Consider the following 21,749-nt stretch of genomic DNA (forward strand, 5'->3'; position numbering starts at 1 on the left):
TTAAAAAAATGTGAGGAGATTGTGCGAATTTCACAAAAAAGACCTGAAAACTCAGGCCTTTTAAGCAAAGAGCATCTGACGAATCTTCGCCAAATCTTCCATATCCAAATCATTTTTTAAATAATAGACCGGAGTCTGTTCTTTCTTATGAATCGGATTGTTGGTAATCAACAAATCATAATGTCGACTGGGGTCATAGGCTTCAATGGCAATAAAACGATTGTATTCCAAATACCGTTTCAAAATGGCAGCCATCCTCGAAAAGACAAGGAAACCAGATGTCAAATCCAGACCAATCCTCATATGTTGGCCACCATTTTCTGCCATATACTCTATCAACTGAAGCCATTCCCAGAGAATTTTCTTATCTAAATCCGTTCCCTGATGAAAGGCAGGCAAGATATGAAAAATTCTCTCTGCAGTCCCTCTAAAATCATGTTCCATCAGCAAATAGGGATGGCGATTCTCCGTCTGGTATCTGTACTGATCTTGTAAAATATAGCCCTTGTATAGATAAACTTGACCACAGAGCTGGCTGAGTTCATAAGTGACATGGTCCTCTGTGTAGTCCCCCAGCAACTCCTCCTTCTTCATTTCTTGAATCAATTGCGTTAGCAAATCGGCTAATTGCCCTCCAAAACCAAGAATATACTCCATAGTATGAAGGGGCAAGATACGATGGGAAAGGAGAAACGAAAAGAAAATCATCATCTCACCGTCCTCAGTTCCTAAAGGGATGTGTTGGCCAGCAAAAAAGGACGGAGCCTTTCTCAGCAAACGAAGGTAGAAAATATTGTCAAAATACCCCCGCATTTTTTCTTCTATAACCTGAAATTGACAGGCATTAACCCGAAGGCGCTGTTGACTGATATGAGTCCAGAGAACCAAGTCTAATTTCTGACCCGAAGACAAGCTGGCACCGCAGATTTCTTCTAGGGTAGCAATATCCTGCTTTCTCTCCGCTTTCTGCATGTGACTTTCCCACTCCTGACTGGACCAGACCTTGCGGAAAAGGTAGAAATAGAAATAGCGAATCTGATGCTCCGGACCTCGCCAACGACCATTTTGGATGGATAAGTCAAACTCTGACAAAATCTGATTTAGACTAGCTAAGTGACGACCAAGCGTGGCCTCGCTAATCATCAATTCTTGAGCCAGTTGATGGGCTAGGAACTGTTGGTGATAGAGAAGGTACACTAAAATTTGGTATTTAATGGCATTGTCTAGAAACAAGCTCCGAATCTCTCTCCCCTTGGTAGCTGCACCAATCGACAGACGCAGATTTTCATCTTCCAAGTGGATGGTCAGCTCTAGTCCTCTTTCCAAGGCATTTTCGTTAATCAGAGAGATGTACTTGGTTAGAGTCGCCTTTGAAAAGCCTGTTTCTTCCATGGCTTCCTTGACGGTTGTCTGCGAATCTTGTAACAGAAAGGAAAGGACTAAAAATTGACCAGATTCGGCTTTTTCCATCAAATCACCTAAATACATTTGTTACCCCTTTCATTTTCTCCTTCAAGCATAGCATAAATCTTAGAAATGCGGAAATAATCTGTTTCTCATTTTATTTTAGGGAACTATATACCAGTTCACACCAACAACAATATATAGAAAAAGGCTTATTAAATATTAAGCCTTTTTTGGTCTAGTTTCATTTTTTATTAATAGTGTTATATTTTTAGCTGACTCTAAAGAGTTAAATCCCAATAAATAGGCCCGTTCATCATTTTCCTTACAAAGGTTTCGTATGCTCGATTGTATATCTTTCCATTTATATTTAGGATTTATTTGTTTGACAAGTTCGACGATTATTATAATCACAACAGATAGTCGATTTGTTGGTTTTTTAACAATCTTTTCGTCTCTACCACTTTCAATAAAATAAAGGTATTTACTCCAATATTTACGTATTTTGGGTTTAGTTGTTAATTTAATATCAACTAGATTTGAATTATGGGCGCAGATGTTTCTTATAAAATTAAGACATTTCATCCAAGAAACGAGTTCTTCATTAGTACAATTGTAGTAGGAAGATATTGACTTCAAATTAGATTCACTCATAATTTCCAGTATTGTAACAATGTCTCCGAACATTAACAAATCAATCCCTAGCCAAACGGATGGAAACCCATCGGTATCCAAATTTTTTTCAATATGCATCTCCGAAGACTGATTACGTTTAACTATTTTTAATAGTCTTTTTTTAATTGAAAACTGTTCTTTCTCAATTTGAAATTTTGTATATTTTCTACGATTTGACCACGAGGAGAAATTTAGATAACCAAACGCACCGTAATTTTTACCTAACACATACGAAATCCGTGTTTTTATTGATACTTCAATTTTTTCAATAGCATGAAGTAAATAAATCCTAAGATTTTTATCCTGATAATAGCGTGTAATCACTTCCTTAAATTCCACTCCGTTATATGAAATCGAAATTTTATCATTGTTTTTTGAGATGGTAGATAAGGGTCTTGCAAACTCTTTTAACCGATAATAGCTAATATTCTTAATTTTATCAATATCATTATCAGTTACAGTCATTCCCCTATTTTTAAATAGAGCTAGTTGTTCCTCCCACGACAGAGCTACAGGTGCTTCCATTTATCCTCCTAAGTTATAAAAAAAGCCCCACATCAGAACGTATCTGTCCATTAATGGAAGTGGGGGGTTTGTCATCTTAATAAGATTTTACCAGTTTCCAAGAGATTATGCAACACTTTTAATTGTTTTTTCTAGGGTTATAGTGCATTGCTATCCAAAGTTTCTTGTCAAAATCAGATAGTTCTTTTTTCTTTTGATAAACGCAGTCATTCAAATCAGGGAATTTGAGACGATATTTTTTCTCAAAAAAGTTCTGAAATTCCTCTTTACTCTCTGCGACATCGACCAAGGCTTCTAGCTCAGCCATTTGTTTGGCAATAGCTTTTCTATCAATTTTCTTTTGATTATCCCACAGTACATCATAGACACATCGTTTAGTTAGTTGGGTGTAAAACGATCGATGATTAGTGACAAAATCAAAATTGTACTTTTTATCCCAAAGTTTGGTGTACTTATCGTAAAATCCGTCAGAAAGGCTAACTTGATAGCCAATCAGCTTGCTATCAACTCTTCGTGCGATAGACCTTTCTAACTCAAAATGTAAATCATTTAGTGTATTAGTAGCCATCAATCAGTTCCCTATATTTAGTGCGGACACATGCGTTTGAAATCAAAAGATTGAAACACTGACTATCCGAATAATCACGAGTTTTGTAACGGAAAACATATTCATCTACATAATCCTGAAGATATTTCTTAGACCATGAGTGATAAACTCCTAGAACTTCACGTTTCAATCCAGCCCCAAAGCCTTCAATCATGTTAGTATAAACATCGCCTTGCACATACTCACGAGAACTGTGATTTACAAAGTCACGTTGATACATCTTAACTACTTTATTATAACCTAACCATTCATCTGTGTAAAGATGAGCAGTCTCTTTCACATATTTAACAATTTACTCTGTCAATGTTTTCGTCTTTGTATCTGGTACATGATGAGCATTAACTTTACCTTGACGTTGTACCATGCCTACTACAGCAGATTTGTCTTTCAATGAACGCCCTTGAGCATTTTTGACTTTTTTGGAGTTATGACGGTTCTTGTTTTTTCCACCTATGTAGGTTTCATCCACTTCCACAACATCATCAAGACTATTGTTGTTTTCAGAACTAAAACACTTACGGATACGTTCCAGCATGAACCAAGCTGTTTTTTGCGTAACACCAATATCTTTTGACAATTGTACAGATGAGATTCCTTTTTTGTGAGAAGTCACAAGCCAAATTGCCATAAACCATTTACGAAGTTCAATTTTAGTATTGTCAAAAAGAGTACCAGTCTTAACATTGAAGTATTTTCCAGTATTTTTACAACGGTATTTGTTACCTTTACATTTGTAGACCTTTGAGGTAGCATCAAAAGGGCTGATAATCATATCGCCCCAAATCATATTTTCTAAATGGTCAATACATGACTGTTCGTCTGGAAAAGCAGATTGTAAATCAAATAATGACTTAAACTCAAACTTCATAACTGGTACTCCTTACTTCTTGATTATATTATATCTAAAACAAGAATGATTGTCAATAAAAATGTAAACTTATACTATGTAAAAAGCCAAAATTTTGATATAATAGAACTATCAAAAAGTAAAGGAACGATTGGTATGAAAGCAATCACAGCTCACAGCTCACAGCTCACAGCTCACAGCTCACAGCTCACAGCTCACGCTGATTATGTAATCGGACGTGTTTTTTGTCAAGCTCTAAAACAGGCTTTTTCACATTTTTGTGAGGAAGCCTTTTATGCTCCCTACGAAAGTGGGGTGGCATAATGGCTGGCTCACTCCACAACGCTAAAAAAGCCAAAAACGATGAGTTTTATACTCGTTATAAAGATGTTGCTGAGGAAATGGGACATTATAGAGAACACTTTAGAGATAAGGTTATCTACTGTAATTGTGATGACCCAACACAATCAAATTTTTGGCGTTATTTTCATAACAATTTTGCTAGTTTGGGTATTAAAAAACTGATAGCAACACATTTTCAAGAAGATAGCGAACCTTCGTATGCTCTGATTTATGAAGGTGGCGATGACTTCAATATGGAAGCTGGAAATATTGAAACTATTTATGGAGATGATGAGTATACCGCTGGAGATTTCCGGAGCGAGGACAGTATAAACTATCTGAAAGAAGCTGATATTGTTGTGACTAATCCTCCGTTCAGTTTGTTTAGAGAATATATTTCTCAATTAATGGAACATCAAAAAAAATTTATCGTTATCGGAAACAAAAACTCTGTAACATATAAGGAAATTTTTCCACTTATTCAGAATAACCAAATTTGGATTGGTGCTAGAAGTATGAATTCAGACTTTTGGTTGTACGTTCCAGAGGGAGCTGATTATGAAAAATTGGATGAAGATGGAAAAAAAGTAAAGCATATAATGGGTTGTTGGTTTACTAACTTAGATTTACAAAAACGACATGATGGTTTATGGCATGTAGGTGATGTATTTGACCAAACAAAAGCTCATAAATATTACGAAGGGTTTGAGAGTAAATACCCTAAATACGATAACTACGATGCAATAAATATAGATAATGTTAAAGACATTCCAATTGATTATGATGGTGTAATGGGAGTACCAATAACTTTTATCAATTATTTCAATCCAACTGAATTCGAGATTATTAAATTCAGAAAAGGAGATGACGATAAAGATTTAACAATAGATGGGAAACCTCCATATTTCAGAATTTTAGTTAGAAATCTAAATCCAATTAGTCGTGATGAAGATAAGGGATATTGATAAAAGGAGAATAAAATGAAAGTAAGAAGATTAAGAGATATACTTGATAGACCATTCACTATCAGAGATTTAGCTAGTGGGTATACCAATAATGATGATGGTGCTACTACTGACGCTGTAAAAGGATATAATGGTAACTTGAATATTCGTCCTTCTTATCAGAGAAATAGCGTATATAACGAAGATAAGAGACAAGCTGTAATTCAAACCGTTTTAGATGAGTGTCCTTTAGGTATTATGTACTGGGTTGATTTAGGAAACGGACAATATGAAGTTCTCGATGGTCAACAACGTATTTTAGCTATTTGTAATTATGTTATGGGGAATTACTCTGTAAAATCAAGTAAATTTCCATCCAGTGCTCCACAACAAGATTTCCCAAATCTTCAGATGAACCTAACTGACTTAGCAGAACAAATTCTTGATTATGAGTTAGACATATATGTTTGTGAAGGAACTGCTTCCGAAAAAATGAAATGGTTTCATGTTATCAATACAGCAGGCGAACCATTAAATGAGCAAGAATTAAGAAACTCTGCTTATACAGGAACTTGGCTTTCTGATGCTAAACAAAGATTTTCAACAAAGACTGGACGTGGCGTTGTACTTGCTGACGAGAATCCGAATAACGATAAATCAGAACCACTATTAAATGGTAATTGGAATAGACAAGAGTATCTACAAACTGCTATTAAATGGTCTTCACAAAATGATAATGACAATACTACAAATACAATAGAAGATTATATGTTGAAGCATCAAGGAGATGCAGATGCTTCTGAATTATGGCAAAATTTCTCTGCCATACTTGAATGGGTTCGCGGAAAGTTTATAAGCTATCAAAACAGTTTGAAAGGGATGGATTGGGGGACAATCTACAAAGAGTATCAATCAGGACAGTTAGACAACAACATCATTAAAAATAGTGCTTCTGTCATTAACGAAAAAATTGCAGAGTTGGTAAATGATGATGAAGTCACAACTAAAATGAAAGGGATTTATCAGTACATCATTTATGGAGATTCCAAATATCTCCAACTTAGAGCTTTTGATGATAAAACCATCAAGCAAAAATATGAAGAACAGAGCCATCACTGCGTTTATTGTGTTGATGAAGGAAACAACAGGGAGTACGCTCTTAAAGAACTAGCAGGCGACCATATTATACCATGGTCTTTAGGTGGAAAAACTGTCCCTGAAAATTGCCAACTATTATGCAAAAAACACAACTCTTCAAAAGGGAACAACTATTAAAAGTGAAAAGGCGACTTCCAAAACGGAAATCGTCTTTTTTGATATTCTCATAAATACTATATGTTGTTGGTGGTGTATACTGGTATATAGTTTCCTTGTTTTAAAGCCGATTTCCTCGTCATTATTCCATAGAAACAGCAAACACACGACTCCCCCTTTAGGCATTTTTATGCTAAAATAGTAGCTATGGATAAAATTATTAAAACTATATCAGAAAGCGGTTCTTTTCGTGCTTTCGTCCTTGATAGCACGGAAACCGTCCGCACTGCTCAAGAAAAACATCAAACTCAAGCCAGTTCAACTGTTGCACTTGGTCGTACCCTTATCGCTAGCCAAATTCTCGCAGCTAATGAAAAAGGAAATACCAAGCTAACGATTAAAGTTCTTGGAACCAGCTCTCTCGGTGCCATCATCACGGTCGCAGATACTAAGGGAAATGTCAAAGGCTATGTGCAAAATCCCGGTGTAGATATCAAAAAAACTGCAACGGGTGAAGTCCTAGTCGGTCCTTTTGTCGGCAATGGTCAATTTCTCGTTATCACAGACTATGGTACTGGAAATCCTTACAACTCCATGACTCCTCTCATCTCTGGAGAAATCGGTGAAGACTTGGCCTACTACCTGACAGAAAGCCAACAAACTCCTTCAGCAGTCGGCCTCAATGTTCTTTTAGACAAAGACGACAAGGTCGAAGTTGCCGGTGGTTTTCTTCTCCAAGTATTGCCAGGAGCAAAGGAAGAGGAGATTGCTCGCTTTGAGAAACGCATCCAAGAAATGCCAGCTATCTCGACTCTTCTGGAAAGCGATGACCATATCGAAGCCCTTCTCAAGGCCATCTATGGTGACGAATCCTACAAACGCCTATCTGAAGAAGAAATTCGTTTCCAATGTGACTGCAGCAAAGACCGTTTTATGAACGCTCTTGCCAGCCTTCCAAATTCAGACCTTGAAGAAATGAAAGAGGAAGACCACGGGGCAGAAATCACTTGTCAATTCTGCCAAACAACTTATAACTTTGATGAAAACGACCTGGAGGAACTCATTCGTGACAAATCTTAATACACCTTTTATGATTGGCAATGTTGAGATTCCCAATCGTACCGTTTTAGCACCCATGGCTGGTGTCACCAACTCAGCCTTTCGTACTATCGCAAAAGAGCTTGGTGCAGGACTTGTTGTCATGGAAATGGTCTCTGACAAGGGAATCCAATACAACAATGAAAAAACCCTTCATATGCTTCATATCGATGAAGGCGAAAACCCCGTTTCTATCCAACTTTTTGGTAGTGATGAAGACAGCCTCGCACGCGCAGCAGAATTCATCCAAGAAAACACCAAGACCGATATCGTTGATATCAACATGGGCTGTCCAGTTAACAAAATCGTGAAGAACGAAGCTGGCGCTATGTGGCTCAAGGATCCAGACAAGATCTACTCTATCATCAACAAGGTCCAATCTGTCCTTGATATCCCCCTCACCGTCAAAATGCGTACAGGCTGGTCTGATCCATCCCTAGCCGTGGAGAATGCCCTCGCAGCTGAGGCTGCAGGTGTCTCTGCTCTCGCTATGCATGGCCGTACCCGCGAACAAATGTACACAGGTCACACAGACCTCGAGACCCTACACAAGGTTGCTCAAGCTTTGACCAAGATTCCATTTATCGCCAATGGTGACATCCGTACGGTACAAGAAGCCAAACAGCGTATCGAAGAAGTCGGGGCTGACGCTGTCATGATTGGTCGCGCTGCCATGGGAAATCCCTACCTCTTCAACCAGATCAATCACTATTTTGAAACAGGAGAAATTCTCCCTGACTTGACTTTCGAAGACAAGATGAAAATTGCCTACGAGCACTTGAAACGCTTGATTAACCTCAAAGGAGAAAACGTAGCCGTTCGTGAATTCCGCGGTCTTGCTCCTCACTACCTCCGGGGAACATCTGGCGCTGCTAAACTTCGTGGAGCCATTTCCCAAGCCAGCACTCTGGCAGAGATTGAAGCCCTCTTGCAATTAGATAAAGCTTAATACACAAAAAACCGTAACTCGCTTGAGTTTACGGTTTTTTTAGATACTAGGAAATCCTAGATACTATTATTGAATCAAGGCAACGCTCGAAACTTTACCATCCGCACCTGTTGTAATTTGGATGATTTTTCCTCCACCGATTTTGGCATTATACTTACCATCATCAAGAGTGTAAGAGTAGCCTCTGATAGAATAGTTTTCTTTCTTTCCATCTGCAGTTTCTACTGTGAATTGCCCTCCTGATGAAACCGTAATAGTTTCGCCATTCGCTCCCTTCCAGTTGCCTGCAGCTGCTGAGAAGTCACCATCCACCATGGTTAAAACTCCCTTGTAGCGTTTGTTGTGTTCTGCTTGCTTGTCTTGAAGTTTGCGGTCAGTTGTTGGATCATAAGTTGACTGGTTAGACTGTGCTTGAGAACCTTGCTGAGTTGACGGAGCCTGAGATGGAGCTGGTTGACTAGGAGTTGCTTGTTCTTGTCTTGATTCAGGGGCTGGTTTCGCTTGTGACTGATCTGCTGTTGTAGAAGACTGGTCAGAAGATGCTTGAGCTTTTTCAGATGAAGCTGAGCTTGAAGATTTTTGAGTCTTACTTTCTTTGCTAGAAGAAGCTGCTTTAGAACTTGATGATTGGCTTGTCTTTGCAGAGCTGCTGCTTTGAGTGGTTTCGTTTTTATTTCCACAAGCTCCCAGTAGCAAGGTAGAAGCCAATACAGTCGCTGCCATCAATTTGATATAGGTTTTCTTTTTCATTTTTCTACTCCTTTGTAACATTTTCGAAACGTTAAGAAATCTTTTTGTAATATAATTGTAACATTGGGCTTTGAATCTGTCAACTATTTAGAGAAACTATTTTAAAAATTATTCTCTCTACTATTTTTATTCGAAATTGAAACAAAAAAATAGAAAATTTTTTAGATAAGAGTCCTATTTTTTACATCCTACTTTTATAGTCGCTTGCATTGTTCTAAAATAAAAACAGTCGCAACAGCAAAGTAACCTAATAAGGGCAAACAAAGAGGTCGGGATTTTAGTCCCGACCTCTTTATTTCAATCGATAGGTTTTTCTTGGTTTCTTTTTAGGAACTCGTTTGAGTCCGACTTCTTCTACATATTCTCCGTATTTTACGAGAAAGTTATTGCTGACGATTGGGCGACCGGGGTTGATGAGATTGACCAGTTCAGTCCCTTCATAGACAGTGAACTCCTCCTCCAGTAGATAAAGGAAGGTAGGATTCCAGTCAAGTCGCCCTTGGATCCGTTTGATGGATTCTTGGATAATGGCATAATGGTCAAAGGCGAAGGCTTGCTCCTCCAGCTCGACTCCATCTAGGTAGCATTTGCCTGTCTGAAAATCGACATCTACGAAAACGACATCCTTGGCATCGTCACCTGCCTGAACAAGGTCTAAGGCACGACTAGGCAGGTACACTAAGTGAGCAATGGTCACCGTCCAACCCCGCGGATCACGCCCGGGAGTCGATACGGTCATCAATTGCTCGATTTTTTCCAAAGGTAGATCGAGATTGACTTCCTCTCTCACTTCGCGCTGACAGGCATGTGCAGCATCTTCTCCCTTGTCCATAAAACCTCCAACTAAGGCTAAACAATTCTGATAAGGGTGAGCCTTGCGACGGATCAGCAGGAGCTTGATCTTTCCTTCGACAAAGCAGTAGGCTACCATATCCACTGTCACACTTGGTTTTTCATATTGAGGGAGTTCCTGCTTGTAGTACCAGTCTAAAAACTCCTCCTGACTGGCATGGATTTCATAATATTCTTTTTCCGTCATCCCGGCTGGAATCTTTGTGTCTGCCATCTTATGCCTCCTTTCGAACTGCCTTAGTCCATTGGTACCATCCCACTAGACTATTCAGCGTGTAAACCCAGTACATCCCTTGGATGTGGATATTCTCACCCCACCAGAGATAAATACTAAAGAGATTGGTTGCAATCCAGAAAATCCATTGCTCACGGTAGAGACGTGTCATCAAGAGCTGTCCAACACCATTGGTCGCATCGGTTACACTATCACGGAAAGGGCGAGCGCTATTGATACTTTGATAAGCCAAGCCCATACCAATCCAGATAATAGCAGTCAAGGCCAAGTACTTGAGCCAGTCAAGAACAGATAATTTCTTAGCTTCAAAGTGAGATTCTTCTGGCTTTTCCTGTTCATTGATACGATTGGACAGCCAAGCATAGAGACCAATCGGCTGCATGACAAAGAAGTAAACAGTCGTCAAGACTTCTCCATAAAAAGTCGCATTCATGGCCAAGATCAAGTAGATAGCCGAGTTAATGGCCCCAAAGAGATAGTTGCTCGCACGCCCTTCTGCTACCAAGATAACACAGACAATCCCAGTCCAAGATGCAAACAAGCTCAACCAGTCATGGCTTTCTGCATTTTGCGTGAACTCTAAGATTAATGGAACACTCGACAAAGCGATGAGATACAACCACTGGACAAGGCTACGACCGACAAAGAGATCTTTCCAGAGCAAGCGCATGGTTCCTACAAAACCGATTTTGCGGGCTTCTGCATGGACATTTTTAAAATTTTCGATAAATTGTGTGATTTTTTTAGTTACTGTTTTCATAATTTTCTCCTAATCTGCTTGGTAAATGGCATCGATAGCCACTTTTGCTGCTTCATAATTACCTAGATAATCCTCCGCTAGATAAACTAGTGGAATGGTGGTTAAGTATCGCTCCCTCATTTGGTCCAAATGCTGGGAAAAACTGTAGCGAATATGGTCTTCCGCCATGGTCATATCTCTAAACCCGTCATTGACATAGGAGCCAACAGGTTGCACAAAGAGAATCAAGTCCCATTTTTCCTTAGCCAAGATTGAAACAAAGAGATTGTCAAAGGTTTCTCCTGATAAGTCCCCTTGATCCTCAGTCTCCATGTAATAGTCATAGTAGCCCTTGGTTACTAAAGAGTTTGTGTCAGCTATCACCAGTCCTCGATTGGCATTGCTGTCGATTAACTTGGAGGTCTGGTCATACTGCCCTAAAAGGAGATAATAGTAATCTTTTGGAGTCAATTCATCGTCGCGGACATTGTTTTTGATCTGGTACTCGCGTGCGTATTCCAGGCTGACCGGCGCATCGTAATACCTTGCCAAATCCTTGGCTAGAGTAGTCTTCCCATTGCTGGCACTTCCCATAATCAATACTTTCTTTGTAAACTGACGACGGAAGGGTTGAGCGATGTATTTCCAATATTTGCTTGGATTTTCTCGAATCATAGTCGCTGAGATACCAAACTTTCTTTCTTGCAAAACGGTCTCAAAGCCACGATTTGATAATTCTTGCTGGTAGTCACGTTCCCCCACAAAAAAGATTAGTTCTTGCTGGGTTTCATCGTAGGAAATCTCCGATAACATCTGATCCAACCACTCCTGCCAGCCCATAGGGTAACGAGGAAGCTTGGTTTCATCCAGCTTGCAGACAGAGGTCAACTCGTCATCACGAAAAGCCTCTCTGATATAGCGAAATCTTTTTTTGAAGAGTTAAGCCTATCTGCTCCCCTCTGTCTCCCTCATAGCCTGAAACGACTACCCAGACCTGATCACACTGACGCTTTGCTCGCTGGATTAGATCGATATGCCCCTGATGGAGAGGGGCAAAGGTCCCAAATACCACTGCTGTTTTCTTTTTCATAAACGTTTTACCTTTTTATAGTTCTTGATATTTTTGTTTTCTATGTTTTTATTATATACTATATTTTTATTTTGTCAAGGGCTTTTTATTATTTTTATAAAAAAGTGATAAAAAAGAATCAGGATCACTCCTGATTCTCTAGTTTTAAGCAATATCAAATTTCAATTGTCCAGCTTTGACACCAATTTTGAGGGTTTTGCCTGCTACCAGTTCTCCCTTAAGAAGGAGTTCTGCTAGCTTGTCTTCCACTTCTGTTTGCAGGGTTCTGCGAAGTGGACGGGCTCCCATTTCTGGATCATATCCTTGACTAGCTAGCAACTTCAGGGCTGAAGCTTGCAGTTTCAAGTCGATGCCCTTCTCTACCAGGCTAGCAATCAATGGTTTCACCATGATCTTGACAATTTCCTGCATGTGTTTGCTATCTAAGCTATGGAAGACCACCTTTTCATCAATACGGTTGATAAACTCTGGTCGATAAGCTTTTTTCAACTCTTCGAAGATTCGTTTTTCCATATTTTCCTGGTCAAAACGAATGTCCTTGGCCCCAAAGCCGACTGTCTTGTCATCACGAAGAGCCGTCGCACCAAGGTTTGACGTCATAATGATGATGGTATTTGAAAAGTCAACCTTACGCCCCTTGCTGTCTGTTAGAACTCCATCATCCAAGACTTGCAAGAGAACATTGAAGATATCTGGGTGGGCCTTCTCTACCTCGTCAAAGAGGAGAACGGAATATGGTTTGTTGCGAACCTTCTCGGTCAACTCCCCACCTTCTTCGTAGCCCACATAGCCCGGAGGAGCTCCATTGAGACGGTTGGCTGCGAATTTCTCCATATACTCACTCATGTCAAAGCGGATAAGGGCTGATTCGTCATCAAAGAGAACTTCTGCCAGAGCCTTGGCCAATTCGGTCTTACCGACACCCGTCGGTCCTAGGAACATAAAGGAACCAATCGGACGCTTGTGACTGCGAATCCCTGACTGGTTGCGGCGAATCGCACGGCTAATGCTTGAAACAGCTTGATCTTGACCGATGACACGTTTGTGTAGTTCAGCTTCCAAGTTCAGATATTTCTTAGCATCAGTCTGAGTCAGTTTTTGAACTGGAATCCCTGACAAGCGGCTCAAAGTAGTCAGGATTTCAGTCTCTGTTACCAAGTCTTTATAGACAGGGACTTCCTGTTCCTTTGCGATTAGCTGGCCTGCTTGTTTCCACTTGCCATCCATCAAGGCCTTGTCAGCTGGACTCAAGTCGGATTCGTCTGCTTTCACATGCTTGGATTTGTTTTGCACAGTTGCTGCCGCTTCATCCAAGAGGTCGATAGCAGAGTCTGGCAAGTGACGACTGGTCAGGTAACGATGGGCCATCTTAACAGCCGTTTCGACAGCTTCATCTGTGATTTGCACACGATGGTGTTTCTCATAGGTAGACTTCAAACCTTGCAAAATAGTCATACTGTCAGCTAGACTTGGCTCTTCAATCGTCACTTTTGCAAAACGTCGAGAAAGGGCTGCATCTTTTTCGATGTGTTTTTGGTATTCTTCCTGAGTGGTTGCACCAACCGTTCTCAAAGTTCCACGTGCCAAAGCTGGCTTCAAGATATTGGCTGCATCCAGCGTCGAGTCAATACCACTACCAGAACCCATGATGGTGTGGAGTTCATCGATAAAGAGGATCACTTTGCCATCTTCCTCGATATCCTTGATGATATTGTTCATACGCTCTTCAAAATCTCCACGGAAACGTGTCCCCGCAACAACATTCATCAAATCAAGTTCCAAAACGCGCATCTTGGCCATTTCCGCAGGTACATTCCCACTAGCAATACGCTGGGCAAGGCCAAGGGCCAGAGCTGTTTTCCCGACACCAGCATCTCCAACCAAGACAGGATTGTTCTTGGTCTTCCGACTCAAAATCTGAATCATACGTGAGATTTCATTGTCACGACCGATAACTGGCTCTAACTTGCCAGAGAGCGCTTGCTCCGTCAGGTCATGCGTGTAGTCCTCTAGACCACCACTTGGATTCTGAGGCATGCCCATCATATTGGCCATGGAATTTTGCTTGTCTGCTACCGTGCGATGGCGTTGACGCAAAGCCTTAAGGTCTTCTCTTGTCCAACCTGCACGTTCCTCTAAATTGCGACGAAGAGCAGCAATTCTGACCTGATCTTTCTGGTCTTCATAAGAAAAGCCTGCTCTCTCCAAGATGCGAGTTGCCAAGGCATTGCCATCATGCAAAATCGCATAGAGGACATGCTCTGTACCTAGCACCTTTGCATGGACCACGGAGGCCACATACTCTGCTTCTGCAAAGAGAACCTCCAAACGATGGGAAAAGGGCAATTCCGTAAAGGTTTCGTCTTGGCTATAGTCCGTTTCAGTCAGTTCCAAAGCAACCTCTTCTAAACGATCCATTTCATAAGGATAATCATTTAGAGTCGCACCTGCCACACTGTAACTGTGATTGGACATGGCAATCAATAAATGCCAAGACTCTAGATATCGGGCTCCAAAATGGCCCGCAACCATGTAGGCACTTTCGATACATTCATTCAATGCTTTTGAATAATTCATCTTACTTCTCTTTTCTATCTACCTCTTGTAATAGCTGTCGGAGCATATTGGCACGAACAACTGAGGATTCTTCCCCTAGGACACGATCCGTTGCTACAGAAGTCAGCAAGGTCATCTCCTGCTTGGTCATCAAGTCCTGTTCCACCAAAAGCTGGAGAATATCCTCATAAATCTCCTGACTAACTCGCTCACCAATCGAATAAAGCAAATCGCGGAGCATCTCATGATGATTAGAAAACTCAATCCGTCCGATGCGAATGTAGCCTCCGCCACCACGCTTGCTCTCAACCAAGTAACCTCTGCTTTCAGTAAAACGTGTCTTGATGACATAGTTGATCTGACTTGGCACAACCTGAAAGGTATCAGCTAACTGGCTCCGTTGCAATTCCACGATACCAGACTGGTCTAAAATCGCCTTGATATAGGCTTCGATATGATCTGATGTATTTTTAAATCTCATAGTAAATCAAACTCCTTCTTTGAACCTTGACTATCTTTGACTATTATACCGAAATTTTTGATTTTTTTAAAGGAAAAGGGAACGAGTTGCGAAGATTATTATAAAATATCCAAAACAAAAAGATGGGACCGTAAAACGGTCACCATCATTTTGCTTTATTCAAAGTTAAGATTAGTCAACTTTTTTAGCACGGTATACAAGTCCTGCCAAAGCTGCAAGAACTAGACCAAGAATAGTAGAGAATGCTGTAAAGTCTGCTCCACCAGTGTTTGGCAAATCTCCCTTAGGCTGCTCACCCTTAGGATCTTCCTTAGGTTCTTCTTTTTTCGGTTCAGTATACGTGTTAGTGATTGTTGGGTTGTTACCTTCAACTGTTGTTACAAGTTGACCCGCACCATTATCTGTCACTGTTACTGTCACTTTGTAAGAATTCTCATCATATTTGATATTCTCATCGTCACCTTTTACTTCAGTAATAGTGTAAGTGTAGACACCTGCTTTTGCGAAATCAATTGCTTTGAAAGTAACAGTACCGTCTGCAGCATTTGTAACTGTTTCGATTACATTGTCACCTTCTTTAAGTTCAAACTTAAACTGACCTGCTGCAAGTTCTTTACCTTTACCGTTCAAGACTTTCTTAGCTGTGAAAGGTACTTGTGTTGAAGACGCAACATAAGTGTTTGTGAAGGTTGGGTTGTTGTCAGTTACAGTCGCAACAAGTTGGCCTGCACCGTTATCTGTAACGTTTACTGTTACATTGTGAGTAGATTTATCGTATGTCACACCTGCTTCGCTACCTGCTTTTTCAGTGATAGTGTATGTGTGGTCGCCTGCTTCTTTGTACTCAATATCTTTGAAAGTAACCGTACCGTCTGCAGCATTTTTAGCTGTTCCGATTACTTCGTCACCTTCTTTAAGTTCAAACTCATATTTGTCAGCTTCTAGAGCTTTACCATCCAAGACTTTCTTAGCTGTGATAGTTGCTGTTGTTTTAGCTGCTTTATAAGTGTTAGTGAAAGTTGGGTTGTTATCAGTTACAGTCGCAACAAGTTGGCCTGCACCGTTATCTGTAACTGCTACCTTAACTTCGTGTTTAGCAGTGTCATATGTCACACCTTTTTCACTACCTGCTTTTTCAGTGATAGTGTATGTGTGGTTGCCTGCTGCTGTGTACGTGATATCTTCGAAAGTAACAGTACCGTCTGCTGCGTTTGTCGCTGTTCCGATTACTTTGTCACCTTCTTTAAGTTCAAACTCATATTTACCTGCTTCAAGAGCTTTACCTTCCAAGACTTTAGTAGCCGTGATAGTAGCACTTGTTGTAGCCGCTTTATAAGTGTTGGTGAAGGTTGGGTTGTCACCTGTAACAGCCGCCTCAAGTTGGCCTTGACCGTTATCTGTAACTTTTACCTTAACTTCGTGTTTAGCAGTATCGTATGTCACACCTTTTTCGCTACCTGCTTTTTCAGTGATAGTGTAAGTGTAGTCACCTGCTGTTGCGAACTCAATTTCTTTGAAAGTAACAGTTCCGTCTGCAGCGTTTTTAGCTGTCGCAACGACTTTGTCACTTTCTTTTTCTTTAAGTTCAAACTCGTATTTATCAGCTTCAAGCTCTTTACCGTTCAAGACTTTAGTAGCTGTGATGATAATAGGTTTTGCTGGTTTAGCTTTATAAACGTTCGTGAAAGTAATGTTCTTTGTATCTGGTGTTGCAACAAGTTGACCTTGACCGTTATCTTTAACGACTACTTTTACTTCATAAGCATTTGGATCGTATTCAACTCCGGCTACATCACCTGCTTTTTCAGAGATAGTGAATGTACGGGTTTCTTCTTGTGTGAACTTAAGTTCTGGGAATTGAATCTTACCGTTTGCATCGTTTGAAACAGTGTGGAGAACTGCTCCGTTTTCTTTCAACTCAAATTCAAATTGACCAGCCTCAATAGCTTTACCGTTCAAGACTTTAGTAGCTTCAAGTTGAAGTTTTGCTTCTTTAGCAGCGTATGAGTTTGTAAATTCTTTCTTAGAATCTTTATATTTAACGCTGGCAATCTTTTGACCATACACGTTTGCTACAGTAACTTCTGCTTCAAGTACTGAATCATCGTATGTATAGCCTTTTTTGTTGTCATTTACTTCTTTAATTTGGTATTTGAATGTACCTTCATTAGAGAATTTAACTGTTGGGAATTTAATATTTCCTTCAGCATCGTTTTTAGCTTCAGTTACAGAACCATCTGGAGCAATCAATTGGAAAGTAAATGCATCTGCCTCAAGAGTTTTTCCTTCAAGTTTTTTCTTAACTTGGAATTCAACCTCATCAGACTTCGCACCTGAACCGATACCTTCCGTAGTTGTCAAAGGAGCAAATCCATGAACATCAAATGTTTCTTGATCTGTTGTCGCTTTTACATCGTTGAATGCTTTTTTAGTTGCATTGTCAACTGGAGCAGTTAGACGAGTTTTATATAGGATATAGAGACCTTGTCCGTCCATTGTACCATCACCGTTTGGAGTGATTGTAAAGTGATTTCCATCAACAACGTTGATATGGGCAGCTTCTAGTCTTGGACGAGCTTCAGCTTTGTTCCACTCAGTAAAGTAGTAACCAGTAATTTCACTCGCAAGAACTTGTCCTTCTGGAATAGTATCTTCGAGTTTAACCCCTGTGTAAGATTTTGCATAGCGGTTAACACGGATACGCCAGTTTACATAGTTAGGATCGTCTGAGTCTTGAACTCCCCATTTAGTAAATCCAGTTGGGTCATCATCTGGGACGATACGAGTCAAAGTATAAACTTGGTCACCTGGGATATCAATTTGATAAGGAGTGTTTAATTTAACACTATCTGCCCAAACGACTGTAAACAAGGCTGTAATTGCCTTGTTCTCTGACAAATTAGCAAAGTAAGCAGCATTTGTTACTTTGACAGTAGCTGTGTTATCTGCTCTACTAGTTGTCAATTCAGCAATAGTTGTTTGCCCATCTGGTGCTTTCAATTCCGTAACAGAATCTTTTTCAATTTTAAATTCGTTTGGAACATGATACACCATGTAATCCCCATCTTTGAGGGTTACATCATTTGGGAAACTATAAGTTGGTTGAAGATAGAATTTACCTTCCCCGTACTTAGCGCCATCAACAAGTTTGTTATTGTTGATTGTTGAAACAGTTTTCATTGTATAACTGCTCGCTGGTAGTTCCTCCGCTTGAACAACTGTGCTAACTTTGAGTGCAGGTAGAAAAACTGACACTACTAGCAGCAAGGCCATCAAGCCATGAAAGAGTTTACTAGTTCTCTTTTTCACCACATTATCCTCCTTATTGTCTATAATGGTTCAATTATATTATACAGATTCATGACAAAATGTCAACTAAAATTTATTTATTTTTATATTAACTTACCATTTATTTAAATAATAAGCCCAATCATGCATGTTCATCAGCTTTGAAACAATTAAATACAGGCAAGAATTTCGCTTGGATTTAATATATACTAATTTCCTAAAAGCTACGTATTTAATCCCAATTCTGCTAAGATTTGTCGTTTGTAGGCAATTTTTTGGACTTCCTTGTCCTCACCTTCAGACCACTCTAGTTTAATTTCTGAAACAATCTGTCCGGGCCGATTTTTTAAGATATAGATACGGTCACTGAGATTGAGGGCCTCCTCAATGCTGTGGGTGATAATCAAGGTCGTCAGCTGCAACTGCTTGTGAATCTCCAAATACCAAGCGTGGAGTTCCATTTTGGTCATCTCATCCAAAGCGCTAAAAGCCTCGTCAAGAAGAAAGAGCTTGTGTCCGAAAAGATAGGTACGAAGCAAGGCCACACGCTGACGCATCCCTCCACTGAGTTCGTGAGGATACTTGTCCCGTACAGCTGTCAACTGGAAGGTCGCAAGAATTTCATCCGCTCGGGCAATAGCTTCTGCCTTATCCACCTTTTGAATCAAGAGTGGCAGGATGATATTGCCAAGCACCGTCTTGTGCTCCAAGAGGAGATCCTTTTGCAACATATAACTCACGCGTCCCTTGGGATTTTCCTCGCCGTCAAGGACAATTCTCCCAGACTGGACTTCTAAAATCCCAGCGATTAGGTTAAAGAGGGTGGTCTTTCCAACACCACTTGGACCTAGGATAGAAACTACTTCACCCGAAGTCACCTGCAGGTTGATATCCTCTAAAATCTTTTCATCGCCATAGGCATAACTTACATGTTCGAGTCTAATTTCTGTCATTATTTTACAAATTCGTTAGTGAAGCCTTTGTCAGTCAAGTCTTCCTTGAGGATACCATTTTCTTTATCCCACTTGTAGAAGGCATTCCAACGGTCTGCGTCAAATTGTCCCCATTTTTCCTTGTCGCTTGCGTATTCTTTCGACAAGTATTTTTGAGATTCGATAACGAAATCACGTTTTTCCTTGAGTTCGGGAGCATTCTTGATGAGGATATCTGCAGCTTCTTCTGGATGTTCCATGGCATATTGGTAGCCTTTTTTGATAGCTTGGATAACTTTACGAGCTTCTTCTTTATTATCTTTCAGATAGTCGTTATTTGCAATGATAACTGGTGAGTAGTAGTCAAACTCCTTGACATAGTCTTTCAAATACATGAAGTTAGCGTCTACGCCTTGAGATTTGGCAAGGATACCATCCCAACCGTAGTAAATCCAAGCAGTGTCAAAAACACCATTGGCAATTGGTGTGATGGAGTTTGAGTCGTTGTTTGGTACTTTTTCGACCTTTTCGAAGTCTCCACCTTGAGATTCCACCAAGGTTTTCAACATAGCAAGCTCAGTCGGGTCATTCCAAGTTCCGTATTTCTTGCCAACCAAGTCTTTTGGACTGGTGACATTGTCAGATTTGCGAGAAATGATTCCTGATGTATTGTGCTCTACGATAGCGGCAACGGCAGTGATTCCTGCTCCTTTTTCCAATTTCTTAGCCATGTAATCTTGGAAATAGATAGCAAATGGCGCCTTGCCATTGATAACCAAATCAGACGAACTTTCTTCAGGTGGCAATTTCAAATCAACATCCACTCCAGCTTCTTTGAAATAGCCTTTTTCCTTGGCTACATACAGTCCTGTGTGGTTGGTATTTGGGGTCCAGTCTAGGATAAAGTCAATCTTCTTGACTTCTGCTTCTTTGTTGTCCTTAGAAGCAGTTCCTTGCCCACAGGCCACAAGCACGACAGCTACAAGAGCTGTTACAAGCGTTAAAAACACTTTCCATGTTTTCTTCATTTTCATTTCCTCTTTTCTTTTTAAAAAACGCTTCTTTTAAGTACGTTTCCATTTAATCACATATTTTTCACTGATATCGACCAGCTTCATCCCTAGAAGACTGATAATCGACACCAAAATAATAATCGCAAACATGGTATCATACTGAAACAGTTTTTTAGACTGAATCATATAAACACCAAGACCTTCAAAACCTCCTAGCCACTCGGACACCACGGTTGTGATAAAGGCGTAGGAGACACTGACCCTCAGACCTGCATAAAAGTAAGGCAGACTGACAGGGATTTTAAAATGCCACAGGATTTGCCAAGGCTTGGCTTGCATCAGACTAAACAAAGTCAGCATATCCTTGTCACAATGCCTAAAACCGTCCAAGATACTAACAATGATAGGGAAGGTTGTCGTCAGGATAATCAAGACAATCTTGGGCAATATCCCATAGCCTAGCCACAAGACCAAGATAGGCGCTATGGCAATGGTCGGAATGGTCTGGATAACCACCATCATAGGGTAAATCAAGTCATTGAGCCAAGCCAGACTATCCATGAGTACCGCCATGATACAGGCAATCAAGACTCCCAAGACTAGACCTAGCAAAGCCACTCTCAAAGTCGCCCAACTATGGTGCCAGAGAAATTCTCTGTCACGAACAAAGGACTGGAGAATTTCAAGAGGAGTTGGCAGGATAAACTTGGGTAAAAGTTTGAATATTCCCGCTAACTGCCAGATTGACAAGACTCCTAGAAAACCAAATAGACTAATGTGACGTCTCAGTATACTTTTCAAGTTTCTCATCAATACTTAAAATTTCTCCTACATTTATTTTGACATTGGCAAAGACATTATCTGCCTCCTGCCCTGCCACTTCTAGCGCGTCTTTGAGAATGCGCATGAGCTCATCAAACTCCCCTTCCAAGACCGTTTCAAAGGGTGTCACTACCATGGTCACGGACTGAGCTTGCAGATAGGTAATAACCTGATCGATAATAGCAATTCGATCAATCCCCTGTGATAGGGGTAAGACTTGCAAGGCAATGCTTGCTTTCATAAAAACCTCCTCTTCTCGGTTTTCCTTTTTGACAAAAAGAAAACCCCTTCCATATATGGAAAAGGTGCAGAATTCGGCTAAGTATCGTTCCCTACGCTGGCATTA

General features: G+C 40.3%; 18 protein-coding genes and 2 pseudogenes. 5 read left to right on the forward strand and 15 right to left on the reverse strand.

All coding sequences use genetic code 11. The features are described 5' to 3' along the window. Positions 1 to 60: 60 nt before the first annotated feature. From SOR_RS09365 to SOR_RS09380, 4 genes and pseudogenes are all read right to left on the reverse strand, one after another. Positions 61 to 1,488 (reverse strand): helix-turn-helix domain-containing protein, encoded by a 1,428-nt coding sequence (locus SOR_RS09365; protein WP_000280555.1) that lies wholly within the window; start codon positions 1,486 to 1,488, stop codon positions 61 to 63. Between the two features lie 138 nt (positions 1,489 to 1,626). Continuing rightward, complete coding sequence (locus SOR_RS09370; RefSeq protein ID WP_000388000.1) at positions 1,627 to 2,604, reverse strand: Abi family protein; 978 nt, start codon at positions 2,602 to 2,604, stop codon at positions 1,627 to 1,629. Positions 2,605 to 2,722: 118 nt separating this feature from the next. Then, complete coding sequence (locus SOR_RS09375; RefSeq protein ID WP_000224768.1) at positions 2,723 to 3,172, reverse strand: hypothetical protein; 450 nt, start codon at positions 3,170 to 3,172, stop codon at positions 2,723 to 2,725. Beyond that, positions 3,162 to 4,079, reverse strand: a pseudogene (locus SOR_RS09380) (IS1595 family transposase). The gene SOR_RS09375 and the pseudogene SOR_RS09380 overlap by 11 nt, the downstream one beginning before the upstream one ends. Before the next feature lie 45 nt (positions 4,080 to 4,124). Here SOR_RS09380 and SOR_RS10195 point away from each other — a divergent pair. From SOR_RS10195 to dusB, 5 genes are all read left to right on the forward strand, one after another. Beyond that, positions 4,125 to 4,382 carry a hypothetical protein gene (locus SOR_RS10195; protein WP_148263020.1) on the forward strand — a complete coding sequence of 86 codons (258 nt, stop codon included), beginning with the start codon at positions 4,125 to 4,127 and terminating at the stop codon, positions 4,380 to 4,382. Next, the gene (locus SOR_RS09385; protein ID WP_000919079.1) at positions 4,382 to 5,365 is read left to right on the forward strand and encodes an adenine-specific methyltransferase EcoRI family protein; all 984 of its coding nucleotides are present in this window, start codon (positions 4,382 to 4,384) and stop codon (positions 5,363 to 5,365) included. Before SOR_RS10195 ends, SOR_RS09385 begins: the two co-directional genes overlap by 1 nt. Positions 5,366 to 5,380: 15 nt before the next feature. Beyond that, entirely contained in the window at positions 5,381 to 6,619 is a 1,239-nt protein-coding gene (locus SOR_RS09390; RefSeq protein ID WP_000868386.1) for a GmrSD restriction endonuclease domain-containing protein, read from the forward strand. A 186-nt stretch (positions 6,620 to 6,805) separates the two neighbouring features. Beyond that, positions 6,806 to 7,678 carry an Hsp33 family molecular chaperone HslO gene (hslO, locus tag SOR_RS09395; protein ID WP_000357870.1) on the forward strand — a complete coding sequence of 291 codons (873 nt, stop codon included), beginning with the start codon at positions 6,806 to 6,808 and terminating at the stop codon, positions 7,676 to 7,678. After that, complete coding sequence (dusB, locus tag SOR_RS09400) at positions 7,665 to 8,645, forward strand: tRNA dihydrouridine synthase DusB (RefSeq protein WP_000183320.1); 981 nt, start codon at positions 7,665 to 7,667, stop codon at positions 8,643 to 8,645. Before hslO ends, dusB begins: the two co-directional genes overlap by 14 nt. Positions 8,646 to 8,711: 66 nt before the next feature. Here dusB and SOR_RS09405 read toward each other — a convergent pair whose 3' ends face one another. From SOR_RS09405 to SOR_RS09455, 11 genes and pseudogenes are all read right to left on the reverse strand, one after another. Further along, on the reverse strand, positions 8,712 to 9,395 hold the full coding sequence (locus SOR_RS09405) for a hypothetical protein (protein WP_000730900.1): 684 nt from the start codon (positions 9,393 to 9,395) through the stop codon (positions 8,712 to 8,714). Between the two features lie 292 nt (positions 9,396 to 9,687). Beyond that, on the reverse strand, positions 9,688 to 10,461 hold the full coding sequence (locus tag SOR_RS09410) for an NUDIX domain-containing protein (protein WP_000785840.1): 774 nt from the start codon (positions 10,459 to 10,461) through the stop codon (positions 9,688 to 9,690). Position 10,462: 1 nt separating this feature from the next. After that, positions 10,463 to 11,242 (reverse strand): nicotinamide riboside transporter PnuC, encoded by a 780-nt coding sequence (gene pnuC, locus SOR_RS09415; RefSeq protein WP_000860153.1) that lies wholly within the window; start codon positions 11,240 to 11,242, stop codon positions 10,463 to 10,465. A gap of 9 nt (positions 11,243 to 11,251) precedes the next feature. Further along, positions 11,252 to 12,311: pseudogene (locus SOR_RS09420) on the reverse strand (AAA family ATPase). A 144-nt stretch (positions 12,312 to 12,455) separates the two neighbouring features. Then, the gene (locus SOR_RS09425; RefSeq protein ID WP_001109661.1) at positions 12,456 to 14,888 is read right to left on the reverse strand and encodes an ATP-dependent Clp protease ATP-binding subunit; all 2,433 of its coding nucleotides are present in this window, start codon (positions 14,886 to 14,888) and stop codon (positions 12,456 to 12,458) included. Between the two features lies 1 nt (position 14,889). Then, complete coding sequence (locus SOR_RS09430; protein ID WP_001211258.1) at positions 14,890 to 15,348, reverse strand: CtsR family transcriptional regulator; 459 nt, start codon at positions 15,346 to 15,348, stop codon at positions 14,890 to 14,892. 171 nt (positions 15,349 to 15,519) lie between these two features. Then, complete coding sequence (locus tag SOR_RS09435) at positions 15,520 to 18,657, reverse strand: Spy0128 family protein (RefSeq protein WP_041170887.1); 3,138 nt, start codon at positions 18,655 to 18,657, stop codon at positions 15,520 to 15,522. A 203-nt stretch (positions 18,658 to 18,860) separates the two neighbouring features. Beyond that, the gene (locus SOR_RS09440; protein ID WP_000136206.1) at positions 18,861 to 19,589 is read right to left on the reverse strand and encodes an ABC transporter ATP-binding protein; all 729 of its coding nucleotides are present in this window, start codon (positions 19,587 to 19,589) and stop codon (positions 18,861 to 18,863) included. Next, entirely contained in the window at positions 19,589 to 20,596 is a 1,008-nt protein-coding gene (locus SOR_RS09445; protein WP_000754551.1) for an ABC transporter substrate-binding protein, read from the reverse strand. Before SOR_RS09445 ends, SOR_RS09440 begins: the two co-directional genes overlap by 1 nt. Positions 20,597 to 20,632: 36 nt before the next feature. Next, positions 20,633 to 21,391 (reverse strand): ABC transporter permease, encoded by a 759-nt coding sequence (locus SOR_RS09450; RefSeq protein WP_001245120.1) that lies wholly within the window; start codon positions 21,389 to 21,391, stop codon positions 20,633 to 20,635. After that, positions 21,354 to 21,644, reverse strand: coding sequence for a thiamine-binding protein (locus SOR_RS09455; protein ID WP_000647680.1), 291 nt, complete (start codon positions 21,642 to 21,644; stop codon positions 21,354 to 21,356). The genes SOR_RS09450 and SOR_RS09455 overlap by 38 nt, the downstream gene beginning before the upstream one ends. Positions 21,645 to 21,749 lie beyond the last annotated feature (105 nt).

It is taken from the genome of Streptococcus oralis Uo5 (genome assembly GCF_000253155.1).
Taxonomy (GTDB): domain Bacteria; phylum Bacillota; class Bacilli; order Lactobacillales; family Streptococcaceae; genus Streptococcus; species Streptococcus oralis_L.